We start from the raw sequence: 12,866 nt of genomic DNA, 5'->3' as shown, positions 1-12,866 counted from the left end.
ATCAAGGACTAGTGCTCTGGACTCTTTGGTCGGGTCGGAAGTCGCAATGAATCTGCAAGCGCTCCGTCGCATTGCGGTGGATCTGAAATCCGTATTGCTTTAGCAACGTGAGGATGCAGTTCAGGGACGACGCGTGACGTTCGACCCGGCGCTGCTGCCAGCTTGAGGGAGTAAAGACGCCAAGCGGGAGCATACGGATGCGACGTCCGCTTGCGCAGAACGAGACGTCGACGTGTGTGCCGTCGATATCGTGACCGTTGCTGCCAAAAATATCGGGGATTTCGTGTTGCCGATTGGGGTAAAGCCGACGGAACACGCCGATGCCGAACTTGCGGAACCACGTCCTCGCGAAGCCGAGTCGGGACGCGCGCGCTTCGTAGCCTCGCGTCAGGATCAGCGTGATGTCTTCAGGCAATTGCGTTTGAATATGCTGAAGGGCTTTCAGAACAGCGGCATCCACACGAACGTAGCGCGCGGGCCATCGGGGGCTAACGCGTAGCCCGCCGTGGGAGCCGCGTGGCAAAGTTGTCAGGGGCATGCAGGGACTTTCGTGTGCGTCAGGTTGGACGGCTACGGATGTCGTGCAGTTTAGTCGACGTCCAGTCACTGAGCGTCCGAGCCTAGCGGATGTACTTCATTCGCTCACCGGCTCGTTTCGCGCCGTCTTACAAGGCCGGGTCGGTCCGAGTTCGTAGCTAACCCCACCCTCCGCCGGACAACGGGCGACGCAACGGCACGCGTGAATAGTCCGAGAGCCAGCATGATCCAGACGCTCAAAAAAAACTGACATGCAGGGCGCACATTATCCTGCACGGGGCATCGTACCCTCCCTCTCCCGCCTAAGCTGGCGGGAAGATCTTAAATGCTACGCACACGCCGAAGCGCAATACTAATTCAGTTGCCTCGATAGGTCGCATAACCGAATTGACTTAGAAGCAATGGAATGTGGTAGTGCTGAGTTGCATCTACGACACGGAACATCACCGGAATTTCAGGGAAAAACGTGTCCTGCTTCAGCTTCCCAAAGTATTCCCCTGTTTTGAAAATAACGCGATATTCACCTTTTGTGAAACGCTCGCCTTTCGGGAAAAGAGATCTGATTCGCCCCTGCGCATCCGTTTCGCCCGACGCAATTTTCTTCCACGCGCCTCCATTCATCCGCTCAAGCTCAACAACCACTCCAACAGGCGGCTTTCCGGTTTGCTGATCAAGGATATGCACGCTAATCGGATTAACGTCCGCCATGGCTACGCGGACTGGCAGCAGACAAAAAGCAAGAACAACGAAAATGCATTTTTTCAACATACGTTATCTCTTCATGGTCAAAAACTACGTATACAGCTGTAGACCAGCTGACGGGTTGATGTGCGCGTCACTAATCGTACGTCCTATCAACTCGCCAAAAGAGAGGAAATTCCCCAAATGTTTGGGTGCATTTGCCAAAGCAGAACTACGGAACAAGTGATCCGTGAATCACGTCCCGCAACGTATGTAGAATGCGCCGTGTCGAGGCCAAGCCAGTGAACCTATGATTCAGTTCGCACTACTTCTTGTTTCAGCGACTGCCCTCATTGCGGCGATCGTCGCGGCGGTAAGAGATGTTGATCACCGTCGATATTGGACGATCTGTGCATGCTTCATCTTCGCCGGATTCGCATGTTGGATCGCGTTCGCTGTCATCGGATCAGAAGTCGATGCGGGAGGCTTTTTGCATGAGCCATTCGCATTGGTACCGGTGGGATTGCTGATGGTCGTGATCGGCGTAATCGGTAGCTTGGTACGCGGAGCCATGACGCTATATCGCCGCCAATTGCGGGGCACCAAATGAAGGGGCTGTTCTGCGATCAGTAGATCGCTCGACGTAAGCCGACTGGTCTGTTCCAGGGAAGCTGCGCGTCGTAGTCGTCAGCGGTTTCCGTTAGTGGTAGACGCAGGAGCAACCAGAATCATGCAGGCTCCGTTTGGCGTCGAGGAACGCCACCTGTAGTGATCTAATCGATCCGGGCATTAATTTAGGCGAAAATGCTCGCCATGAAGAGGTATCTGATGACCCCTACATCTGGCTGACTTCTGCCCGTTGCGATCGGTGCAAACCGACCCGCAGTAGACAATTACCAACACGCAAAGTGGCCGCTCAAACAGTTCAACCGGGAGCAATTCTAAATAAATGTCTGCTCGATCCCCAGCGTAATCATGAGCCCTTCACACGTGAAGTCGATCCGTGCGTTAATGCGACGATAGGCCGTCGCAATAACCGCGCGCGATATGACGAGCGGGACTGCTCAGTATCGGCACGTCGTTGAAGCATCCACATTAGCCGCATAGCGAAGAACGTCTGTGTCAGAACGTGAGTGAATACCACTGAGGAAAACACCGCAGCATAAAGTGCGATGGACAATGGGTTGAACACTCCCCATTAGCATGTGTCATGCCTCGGGAGCGAACTATATTAAGTTGCCACCGCACGACCGATCGACAGTATTGGTCCGGTGGGTCGGCCGATGGGTGAGCCTTGTGGTGGCTCCAGCGTAATTTCAAACAATTGATTCGGTTGGAGCTGTGGCAGACTTTCGACGGAGACCTCAACGGACTCCCCGGCGCGCAGCAATCCCAGCGACACAGGGCCGGACCATCCGTCGGCTTTCGTCCATAGCTGTAAAGTCTTATCCGCCTGCGTCGGCTCTGACTTCAGTGGGATGAGGCGCAACTTCCGATCCGCCCCGACCTGCACCAGCCAGCCCGGGCTTTTATCCTGCGGAGAGGCCAGCACGACGACGAATCGGGGCGGTGGCGCTGGGGTGCGGACTTTCACCCCTAACGTGACGGCAAGGAGCAGCGCCGCGCAGGTCACGGCACCGGAGGCCAGCCGCCAGAAGCGGATGTCGTCCCACCAGCGACGCCATATCGAATGCCGCGCGCCCGACACGCTGCGGCTAATGCGCGACCAAAGTTTTCCGGAGGGCGTCAGCGGCGCGACCGTGTCGGCCAACGGTTGCAGGCGAGACTCCCACTGGGCGACCTTTGCGGCAAGGACTGGCTCTTGCAGCAGACGCGACTCCACGGCGCGTCTGCGCTCCCACGTCAGGGTGCCGAGGACGTATTCGCCTGCCAGGTCGTCAAGCACGCTGAGCTCTTCCGGCGTCATTCCATGCACTCCCGAAGCGATTGCAGGCCGCGGCGTACCCACGCCTTTACGCTGCCCAATGGCGATCGGAGGCGCTCCGCGATTTCGCTATGCGAGCAGCCGTCAAGATAGGCATAAAGGATACTGGCGCGTCGGGGGCCGTCCAGCCGTTCCAGACACTGTGCCAGACGTCCATGCATCAGTGGATCGGCTTGCGCAGAGAATGTATTCGGAAGATGCGCTGTGGTGGCGTTCATATGAGCGTCGAGCGAGTCCTCGTCCATATCGACTTCCTGACTCCGGCGTCGCACGGTGTTGAGTGCCTGATGACGGACGATACTGAAGATCCACCCGCGACCCGCGCCGCGTGCGGCATCGAACGTCGCCGCTTGCGTCCATACGCTGACGAACGCATCGTGCAACACATCTTCAGCCAGTTGTCGGTCACGCACGATTCGTTGCGCGACGCCAAGCAGATAGGCGGCATCCCGCGCATAGAGTTGCCGCAATGCTTCGGCATCCTGCCGAGCGCATGCCGCAATCGTCGATTCGTAGTCAAACTCGTCCGTCTTTTCGTGCACAGGCACCTCTCGGAAACGCTCGGCGGCATGTTGATGCATGCCGCCGAAGATCGACTACGTTTCCCGGAAAATGCCGTTGGCGTCCAATCCTGTCAAGAGGCTTTCCAGAAAATATAGTCGGCTTGATATTTCACGGTCTGTTTCGCGCCCTTGGTGGCCAGACTGCATTGTGAGGTCGGTGCCGTGCCACCTTGGGTTGCCAGCCGCTGGATATACGCCACGCCTTGCATCGCGCCGGTTCCCGTCGCCGGATTTGCCTTGACCAATTGCAGCGGGATATTTCCGGAGCCGGCCGGTGAGACGGCTACCTGTGTTGCCGTCACCTTCGAGCCGTCGCTGGACTCCCATGTGGCGGGTGGGCCGTAATACTTCCCGACGGCGTTTCCGGAGCGGTCGGTCAGCACGGCGTCGGGTCCGACGAAGGTCCATTCGAACTGGCCCATCGCCTCTTTCTTCTCCCGACACTCATACAGAATGTCGCCTTTGCCTACGGTTTGCAGAGCGACGCGATGACCGTCGGGAACCTTCACCGCGTCGGCAACCGGTGCCGATGCGCCGGGCATCGACATGTTTGCGGCGCAAGCGCCGAGAAGGACGGGGGCGGCCAAGCTGACAAAGACGACGCGCTTCATGGCAAAACTCCTGTGTCGGTTCGATAAGATAGACGCCCCGGATTCGGGGGCATCACTCTCTCTACACACGAGATGCCGATTCGGATGCAGTCAATCGGAAATATTTGTTCCGTGGTACTCGGACTTGTTCGCCGACGCGCTTCCTGAGCGGTCTGCATCCCGCCACAATGGCGCGGATCCTGTTCGTCCTGCCAGCCACAGCAGTGCGGGAAAATGGACGGCCCATCCGCCTGCCATCACGGCAACGGCGGCCCACGGGTGGATGAAAGTCACTGCGCCCAGCGCGGCCCCAGCGCGAAACGACAGCGGGCCGCCCACTGCGCCGAGTAGCGAGGCCAATACCCAATGCGGGCGCAGCGATGAGAATAGCGGGTTGATTTGTATGGCAAACAGCGCCCAAAGACCCGACATCCAGTAGGGCGCGTATCCCGTCGGCCAGCTACCGGCCGGATAAACGAGCCAGCCGGATCGCACCACAAGCGACTCCCATCCCCAGCCGGCAAGCGCCACGAACGCGACAAACATCGCTTCGCGTGCCGCGTCTCGCATGGCGGACAAATGTCCTGCGACAAGTAGCTTCACAAACACCACGCCGATCCACGCCTGTCCGTGAGCGGCACTGAGCACACAAATTAGCCATCCGATCTGGCCGAGCACCAAATAGAGCGCCCGCCAATACGCTGGCGGCATCCAGAGCTCGTATCGGTGGCGAGGGCCGAGCACTCAGGGACCGCCCAACAACTGTTGACGCAGCGATGGCGCACGCGTTCGGGGATCCAGCCAGATGTCGAAAAATGCTTCGGCGAAAGCCGGATCCTGAACGTCGGCCGACAATTTGCCATTGGTGTAGAACCGCGCGCCATGCCCGGGCAAATAGACGCCGCAGAGTTCGTCCCCACGAACGACATCACCAAAGGCGCGCCGCATGTTGTGTTGCCATCGCGCTAGCGTAGCATCGGCAATGGGCTGCGCCGACAGGCGTTGAATTTCGTCGAGCCCCGTCGAGACGATTCGCTCTGCGCTCACGCTTCGTTCATACGTGAGAGAGAGCGCGAAGGGGGCATCGTGCAGTGTGGACGGTCGGGGGGCTTGCGTCGCCCAAAGCTCCGCCCGGTAAAGGCAAAAGCCCAGCACGCAAAAATTTCCGGCACCGATGCGCTGCGCATTGCGAACGTCGTCGAGGCAGCCAGCATGCGCGTTCGCAAGACTGCACCCGCCGAGCCAAACCGCAAGCAGGAGTCCCCGGTGTCCACAAGCCAACGTACGGCGCAACATGCCTGCCAGGTCAGATACCGACGTCCGAATACGCCGAGTCCGTCGGGACATCGAAATGTGCCCGGGCGTCATGGCGCGCTAGCGCGGCGGGCGCGTAGTCGAAGCGACATCATCGTTTGATCTCCCAAGGCGACGTATCGATATGCAATACCGGTACGTCGAAACCCTTTACGAGCCTGACTTACCGGGGCTTGCGAACTTCCGTATACGGTCGAAACGAGCAAACGGATGCATTTTCGTTAAGAAAAATTGCTGTCTTTGAGGTTTCCGTGCATCTGATCCGAGTCATCCGCCGTATACGGCAAAGTGGGGGCGTCGGGCGGGCGCTGGAGCGCCATACAAGCCCCCTTATCTGCCAACCCGGATGGCGAACGGAGACCCTATGCCAACTGCCGCACTCAACCGCCTGATGCTGATAACGACGGCCAGTGCCGCGCTCAGTGCATGTAGCCCGGCAACCCTTCTCAATGTATTGGCACCCAGTTCCACGTATGACCTGGCGACAGGGCTTCCCTACGGGCATTCGACCCGCCAGGCGCTTGATGTGTATATCCCGACGACCCGCACGCCACGCAGCGAACCGATGCCGGTTGTGGTGTTCTTCTACGGCGGCAGTTGGCAAAGCGGTGAGCGCGACGAATATCGTTTCGTCGGCGAAGCGCTGGCGTCACGGGGAATGATTGTCGTGATCCCCGATTACCGAAAATATCCGGAAGTCGTCTTCCCCGCGTTTATGGATGACGCAGCGCGCGCCGTGCGATGGGCGAGGGACCACGCGCAGGCGTACGGCGGGGATAAGCATCGCCTGATTCTCATGGGGCACTCGGCTGGCGCGCAAATCGTTGCTTTGCTGGCGACCGACAGGCGCTATCTGAATACGTACCGCGTCGGGCAACAAGAGATTGCCGCCGTTGTGGCGCTTGCCGGACCCTACGATTTTCTCCCGCTGCGCAGCAAAGTGCTCGAACGGATATTTCCGATAACTGTAAGAGACGACAGTCAGCCGATCCGATTTGTGACAGGTCGCGAGCCGCCGATGTGGTTAGGGGTTGGCAATAGCGATTCGTTGGTCGACCCCGGCAATACCGAGCGGTTCGCAGATCGTCTGAGCGAGATGGGCGATAACGTGCACGTCCAGCGTTACGACCTTGGGCATTTACTACTGCTCGGCGCACTCGGTTTGCCGATCAGAAAATTCTCGACAGTGTTGGACGATATCGCGGCCTATGTCGATTCCGTTCCTGCAAGTGCATCCGATGATCCCGGTGGCTCGTAAACATGAGCGCTTCCACTTTGCGAAGTGCCATCAATCGGATGAAGAAATGAAAGCAGCGTATTCAACTGGATTTCTGTGTGTTTTCGTCGCGGCAGGGTGCATGCTTGGCGGGCAGATCAGTGCGACGGCGGCCGCGATGGATAGCAACGAGAAGACTGTCATGGTGGGCGGGGCAGCCATGTATCCCTCGAAGAACATCGTTCAGAATGCGGTGAATTCGAAGGACCATACAACGTTAGTCGCCGCAGTGAAAGCCGGTGGCTTGGTGGACACGCTTTCCAGTCCCGGCCCGTTCACGGTGTTTGCACCGACCAATGAGGCTTTCGCCGCGCTACCTGCGGGGACGGTGGACACGTTGTTGAAGCCGGAGAACAAGGGAACGCTGGTCAAAGTGTTGACGTACCACGTTGTGCCGGGACGTATGTCGTCGCAGGACCTCATGAAAACGATCAAAGACAGTGGCGGTGCCGCAGTTCTGACAACCGCCGAGGGCGACAAGCTCACGGTTCGTCAACAAGGCAGTCAACTGACTGTGACCGACGACAAGGGTGGCGTGGCACACGTGACTATCAGCGACGTATTTCAGTCCAACGGCGTCATTTTCGTCGTGGATAAGGTCTTGCTGCCATGACTGCGAGAAGTGGCGTACCTCCCGTTACAGTTTGAAGATGCGGTTCGATGTTTAGTCGAGAACACCAAGCCACTTCCATTTAGCTCGAGAGTAGAGAATGAGCAGAAGTAGGTTGACACCGGGGTTGGGTGGCTCGCGCGGTTCTTGGTGGCTTGACCGCGTAAGCCAACATAGGTCCGACACGCTTTCCGAACGCATCCTCGCGCTCACGACGAGCACGGTCACTGATACCGGCAAAGAAATACCTCATCGATTCCTGCTCGCGATCTTCGAAGAACTCGGCGAAATGACCGTCGAAATGGCCTGCGAATGCCATAAGTTGAAAGCCGACTTTCTCGATGCGTAGTTGCTGTCTCTGTAATCGACGGCCCAGCGCTCTTTAGTTTTTAGCGACGTAAACGCACAAAGGGCCTCCCAACTGGGAAGCCCTTTGTTTATACGTGGCGGAGAGAGGGGGATTCGAACCCCCGATAGGCTATTAACCTATACACGCTTTCCAGGCGTGCGACTTAAACCGCTCATCCATCTCTCCTGAATGGTCGCGCATTATAGCAGGTCGGCGACAACATCTCACCCCCTTTCGTGAAGTGCGACGTTAAATTTCTTTGGATGCCCGTCGTTACGGGCGTCGGAGATGGTCGACGAGATGGCGGTCGCGCTCGCTCGGGCGTCCGCCCAGCAAGCTGAACGCGATCGCCACCGCGAAACCCACCGGCACACCGAACGCCCCCGCCGAGATCGGGTCAACGCCCCACCATCGGGTGCCCGCGAAGCCCGTCAGGCGGGTGAAGAACGGATACGTCGTCATGATGTAGTACACGCACACCAACAATCCGCTGACCATCCCCGCCGTCGCGCCCAAACGCGTCGTCCGTTTCCAGAACACCCCCAACACCAGCGCCGGGAACAGGCACGACGCCGCCAACGAAAACGCCGCCCCCACCAGAAACAAAATATTCCCCAACTTCAGCGACGTCACATACGACGCAAACATCGCCACGCACAACAGCAATATCTTCGACGTCGTCACCCGCTTCTGACTCGACGCGTTCCGGTCCACCATGTGGAAGTAGACGTCGTGCGACAACGCGTTCGCAATCGTCAGCAACAAACCGTCCGCCGTCGATAACACCGCCGCCAACGCGCCCGCCGCCACCAACCCCGATATCACATAAGGCAGCCCCGCAATCTCCGGTCCCGCCAGCACCAGCATGTCCGGCTGCATCCAGATCTCACCCCACTGCACCACACCGTCGCGGTAGACGTCCGAGATATCCAGTTGCACGGGCGTCGCGTGACGCCATTGCGTCACCCACCCCGGCAGGTTGTCGTAGCGCGCACCAACCAGATGCAGCAGCACGTCGTACTTGAGCATCACCGCCAACGCGGGCGCACTCACATACAACAATGCGACGAAGAACAACGTCCAGCCCACCGAGCTACGCGCACCCTGCACCGTCGCGGTCGTGCCGTAGCGCGTCAGGATGTGCGGCAGGCTCGCCGTCCCGATCATCAGACACACCATCAGCAGCAAGAAATTCAGACGCTGCGAGTTGCGCGTTGTGTCGTCTCGCGCCGGGAACGGCTCCGTCATCGCTCTCGGCGGCTCGCTGCGCTCAACGTACTGGTTGCGCATCTCCAGCCACTGGTTCTGCGCCTCACCCACGTCCCGCGGAAACGCCTCCAGCTTCGCTTCGAGTACCTTCACATCCCGCAGCGGACCATTGCGACGCTTCGTGTCCAGCAACTGCCGCTCTAACTCCGCCCGCTCACTGAAGAACGTATCCGGCAACCCGTCCAGCCGACGCTGCATCTGCTCCGCCTGCTCCCGGTAGTAGTCGCGCACCTCTCGCTCCGGCACAGAATTGCGCAACGCCTTTTCCAGCACCTCGACCTTCGCCAGCGCCTCGCCATAGCTGAACTGCGGGAACCAGCCATTGCCGGTCTGATGGCCGATCATCGCCGTCGGCACCAAAAACGCAGTAATCATGATGATGTACTGCGCCACCTGCGTCCAGGTCACAGCACGCATGCCGCCCAGGAACGAGCAGACGAGAATGCCCGCCAGCCCGAAGAAAATCCCGATCGTGAACTCGACACCGATAAAGCGCGACGCGATCAGCCCCACGCCCTGAATCTGCGCGACGAGATACACGAACGAACACAAAATCGTCGAAAAGACGCCCAGCGCCCGCACGAGATTGCTGTCGTATCGCGTGCCCAGGAAGTCGGGCACCGTGTAGCGCCCCATCTTGCGCAAGTACGGCGCGAGCAAGAACGCCACCAGACAGTACCCCCCCGTCCATCCCATGACGTAAGCGAGGCCGTCGTATCCGGAGACGTAAAGCGAGCCCGCGAGGCCCATGAACGACGCGGCGCTCATCCAGTCGGCTGCGCACGCCATGCCGTTGAACATCGGCGGCACGCGACGTCCTGCGACGTAATACTCGGCTGCGTCGGACGTGCGGGAGATAAGACCGATCACCGCGTACACGGCAATCGTCACGAAAAGGAAGGCGTAGCCGATCCACACGCCCGGGCCGTTGACGCGCTCAAGCAAGCCGATCATCAGCACGAACGCGAGAAATCCCGCCGTGTAATACAGGTAGTAGCGCAGCAGCCTGCGCGTGAAACTCATCGGTAGGTTTGCGCCGAGGCGGCGCGAGAAGAATCACTGCCTGCGCTACGCGATGTGGCGCGCGCCATCACAGGGTCCGGCGCGTTGTCCTCGAGCCCGAGGCGCTTGCGGCGCTCGTGGCGCAATCGAATCAACGCGTCGCGATAACGCGCATCGTTACGTCGCTGCATCAGTGCGTAGATGGCGATAAGACCAATGTCGATCAGGATCGAGCCTTGCGCCCCCATGTAGAACGGCAACGGCCATCCCGCGATTCGTACCGACGCCCACTCGCGAGCCCAGAACTGAGGGACGAACGTCACAACGAAACCAATCGCCATCAGCACCGCCACGAGCCACAACGTGCGACGCCAATGACGCGCCGCAATTGCAGCGGCCTCGCCATGCCAGTCGATGTCGATTTCAGCAGAGGACAAAGGGAGCGAGCCAACGGAATTTTGCGTACGCGGCCTGCCCTCCGACATGACGTCAGAGGACAGGCCATCGGCATCGTGAATCTCCGACGCAGCAGCATTGCCATGCGCGCCGGGCCGCGAGCGCTTCGTCATTGCAGACGCAACGGAATCGAATCTGCGCTTACTGCGCCTGCTTCAGTTGGTCCAGAATGGCCGGATTTTCGAGCGTGGACGTGTCCTGCGTGATCTCTTCACCCTTCGCAATCACACGCAGCAAACGACGCATGATCTTGCCCGAGCGCGTCTTCGGGAGGTTGTCGCCGAAACGGATGTCTTTCGGCTTGGCGATCGGACCGATCTCCTTGCCCACCCAGTTACGCAGCTCCAACGCCAGTTGCTTCGCTTCGTCACCCGTCGGGCGCGAACGTTTAAGCACCACGAACGCGACAATCGCCTCGCCCGTCGTATCGTCCGGACGTCCCACGACCGCAGCCTCGGCCACGATCGGGTTCGCCACCAGCGCCGACTCGATTTCCATCGTGCCCATGCGGTGACCCGAGACGTTCAGCACGTCATCGATACGGCCCATGATCGTAAAGTAACCGGTCTTCGCATCGCGAATCGAACCGTCGCCCGCCAGATAAATCTTGCCGCCCAGCTCTTGAGGGAAGTAGCTCGACTTGTAACGCTCCGGGTCGCCCCAGATCGTACGAATCATCGACGGCCACGCACGCTTGATCACCAGCATCCCGCCCTGACCGTTCGGCACGTCCTGACCGGTTTCGTCGACGATGGCCACCGCCACCCCCGGCAGACCCAGCGTGCACGAGCCCGGCACCAGCGGCGTTGCACCCGGCAGCGGCGTAATCACGTGACCCCCCGTTTCTGTCTGCCACCACGTGTCGACGATGGGGCAACGACCGCGACCAACGTTCTCGTAGTACCACATCCACGCTTCCGGATTGATCGGCTCGCCGACCGACCCGAGAATGCGCAGCGACGACAGGTCGTACTTCTTCGGATGCACTTCCGGCGTCTGCTCCGCTGCCTTGATCAGCGAACGGATGGCCGTCGGCGCGGTGTAGAACACCGTCACCTTGTGACGATCGATCATTTCCCAGAAACGGCCTGCATTCGGATACGTCGGCACGCCCTCGAACACGACCTGCGTCGTGCCCACCGCCAACGGGCCGTACGCAATGTACGTGTGACCGGTGATCCAGCCGATGTCGGCCGTGCACCAGAAGACGTCATCCGGCTTGATGTCGAACGTCCACTGCATCGTGAGCGACGCCCACAGCAGATAGCCACCGGTGCTGTGCTGAACGCCCTTCGGCTTACCCGTGGAGCCCGACGTGTAGAGGATGAACAGCGGATGCTCGGCACTCACCCACTCCGGCTCGCACTGGTCCGATTGCGTGGCGACGAGGTCTTGCAGCACTTCGTCGCGACCGGCTTGCATCGCCACGTTGCCGCCCGTGCGACGGTAGACGATCACCGACTTCACGTGTTCGCAGCCGCCCATTGCGAGGGCTTCGTCGACGATGGCCTTCAGAGGCAGCGCCTTGCCGCCGCGCATCTGTTCGTCGGCAGTGACGATGGCGACAGCGCCAGCGTCGATCACGCGCTCGTTGAGGGACTTGGCCGAGAAGCCGCCGAACACGACCGAGTGCGTAGCGCCAATGCGGGCACACGCCTGCATCGCGACAACGCCTTCAATCGACATCGGCATGTAAATGACCACGCGGTCACCCTTTTTCACGCCTCGGGCTTTGAGCGCGTTCGCAAAGCGGTTCACGCGCGCAAGCAGGTCGCGATAGGTGACGGGGGTCACCGTGCCGTCGTCGGCTTCGAAAAGGATGGCGGGTTTGTCGCCCAGGCCCGCTTCGATCTGGCGGTCCAGGCAGTTGTAGGAAGCGTTGATCTGACCATCTTCGAACCACGTATAGAACGGGGCGTTGGTCTCGTCGAGGACTTTGGTGAACGGCTTGTGCCAGGCCAGATTCTCGCGCGCCTGACGCGCCCAGAATCCCTCGTAATCCTTCTCGGCCTCGGCGCACAGCGCCTCATAGGCGGGCATGCCGGAAATGTTCGCTTTGGCGACCAGCGCCTGCGGCGGCGCGAAAACGCGCTGCTCCTGCAATACCGATTCAATTGCTGCCATGAGTTGTCCCCTCTTATGGATATGCAAATACCATTGCAATCAAGCTAAAACAAATCGCTAACGTCACCTAACGTCACATTAAGACGAGCGACTTACTAACGCCTTACACTGGTGCATTCGACTCCCGTGCCTTGCGTGCGGGACTCACGC

General features: G+C 59.6%; 13 protein-coding genes and 1 tRNA gene. 3 read left to right on the top strand and 11 right to left on the bottom strand.

All coding sequences use genetic code 11. The features are described from left to right. Window position 1: 1 nt before the first annotated feature. Both NA29_RS05030 and uraH read right to left on the bottom strand, forming a co-directional pair. Window positions 2-538, bottom strand: a complete 537-nt coding sequence (locus NA29_RS05030) for a hypothetical protein (RefSeq protein ID WP_197701869.1) — start codon at window positions 536-538, stop codon at window positions 2-4. Window positions 539-894: 356 nt separating this feature from the next. Further along, window positions 895-1,305: a hydroxyisourate hydrolase gene (uraH, locus tag NA29_RS05025; protein ID WP_039396381.1), complete on the bottom strand. Its 411-nt coding sequence runs from the start codon at window positions 1,303-1,305 to the stop codon at window positions 895-897. 223 nt (window positions 1,306-1,528) lie between these two features. On the opposite strand from uraH, the gene NA29_RS05020 reads away from it, so the two are divergent. Next, the gene (locus tag NA29_RS05020; protein ID WP_084103457.1) at window positions 1,529-1,828 is read left to right on the top strand and encodes a DUF3955 domain-containing protein; all 300 of its coding nucleotides are present in this window, start codon (window positions 1,529-1,531) and stop codon (window positions 1,826-1,828) included. A 621-nt stretch (window positions 1,829-2,449) separates the two neighbouring features. On the opposite strand, the gene NA29_RS05015 is transcribed toward NA29_RS05020, so the two are convergent. The 5 genes from NA29_RS05015 to NA29_RS04995 form a co-directional block, all read right to left on the bottom strand. Continuing rightward, window positions 2,450-3,145, bottom strand: a complete 696-nt coding sequence (locus NA29_RS05015; RefSeq protein ID WP_052252534.1) for an anti-sigma factor — start codon at window positions 3,143-3,145, stop codon at window positions 2,450-2,452. Continuing rightward, window positions 3,142-3,744, bottom strand: a complete 603-nt coding sequence (locus NA29_RS05010; RefSeq protein ID WP_052252533.1) for a sigma-70 family RNA polymerase sigma factor — start codon at window positions 3,742-3,744, stop codon at window positions 3,142-3,144. Before NA29_RS05010 ends, NA29_RS05015 begins: the two co-directional genes overlap by 4 nt. A gap of 53 nt (window positions 3,745-3,797) precedes the next feature. Then, window positions 3,798-4,337, bottom strand: a complete 540-nt coding sequence (locus tag NA29_RS05005) for a DUF3455 domain-containing protein (RefSeq protein WP_039396378.1) — start codon at window positions 4,335-4,337, stop codon at window positions 3,798-3,800. A gap of 90 nt (window positions 4,338-4,427) precedes the next feature. Then, on the bottom strand, window positions 4,428-5,027 hold the full coding sequence (locus tag NA29_RS05000; RefSeq protein WP_072633203.1) for a DUF2878 domain-containing protein: 600 nt from the start codon (window positions 5,025-5,027) through the stop codon (window positions 4,428-4,430). A 33-nt stretch (window positions 5,028-5,060) separates the two neighbouring features. Further along, entirely contained in the window at window positions 5,061-5,612 is a 552-nt protein-coding gene (locus tag NA29_RS04995) for a chalcone isomerase family protein (RefSeq protein WP_084103455.1), read from the bottom strand. Between the two features lie 382 nt (window positions 5,613-5,994). On the opposite strand from NA29_RS04995, the gene NA29_RS04990 reads away from it, so the two are divergent. Both NA29_RS04990 and NA29_RS04985 read left to right on the top strand, forming a co-directional pair. Continuing rightward, window positions 5,995-6,888 (top strand): alpha/beta hydrolase, encoded by an 894-nt coding sequence (locus tag NA29_RS04990; protein ID WP_039396375.1) that lies wholly within the window; start codon window positions 5,995-5,997, stop codon window positions 6,886-6,888. 100 nt (window positions 6,889-6,988) lie between these two features. After that, window positions 6,989-7,519, top strand: a complete 531-nt coding sequence (locus tag NA29_RS04985; RefSeq protein ID WP_052252532.1) for a fasciclin domain-containing protein — start codon at window positions 6,989-6,991, stop codon at window positions 7,517-7,519. A gap of 441 nt (window positions 7,520-7,960) precedes the next feature. Here NA29_RS04985 and NA29_RS04975 read toward each other — a convergent pair. The 4 genes from NA29_RS04975 to acs form a co-directional block, all read right to left on the bottom strand. Beyond that, window positions 7,961-8,051, bottom strand: a tRNA-Ser gene (locus tag NA29_RS04975). Between the two features lie 87 nt (window positions 8,052-8,138). Further along, the gene (locus NA29_RS04970; protein ID WP_039396371.1) at window positions 8,139-10,157 is read right to left on the bottom strand and encodes a sodium:solute symporter family protein; all 2,019 of its coding nucleotides are present in this window, start codon (window positions 10,155-10,157) and stop codon (window positions 8,139-8,141) included. After that, complete coding sequence (locus NA29_RS04965; RefSeq protein WP_052252531.1) at window positions 10,154-10,705, bottom strand: DUF4212 domain-containing protein; 552 nt, start codon at window positions 10,703-10,705, stop codon at window positions 10,154-10,156. Before NA29_RS04965 ends, NA29_RS04970 begins: the two co-directional genes overlap by 4 nt. Window positions 10,706-10,733: 28 nt before the next feature. Then, entirely contained in the window at window positions 10,734-12,716 is a 1,983-nt protein-coding gene (acs, locus tag NA29_RS04960) for an acetate--CoA ligase (RefSeq protein ID WP_039396368.1), read from the bottom strand. Between the last annotated feature and the right edge of the window lie 150 nt (window positions 12,717-12,866).

Origin of the sequence: Pandoraea sputorum, assembly GCF_000814845.2 — a bacterium.
Taxonomy (GTDB): Bacteria; Pseudomonadota; Gammaproteobacteria; order Burkholderiales; family Burkholderiaceae; genus Pandoraea; species Pandoraea sputorum.
The sequence above is the reverse complement of the archived record's forward strand: the minus strand, read 5'-3'. Positions and strand labels throughout refer to the sequence as shown.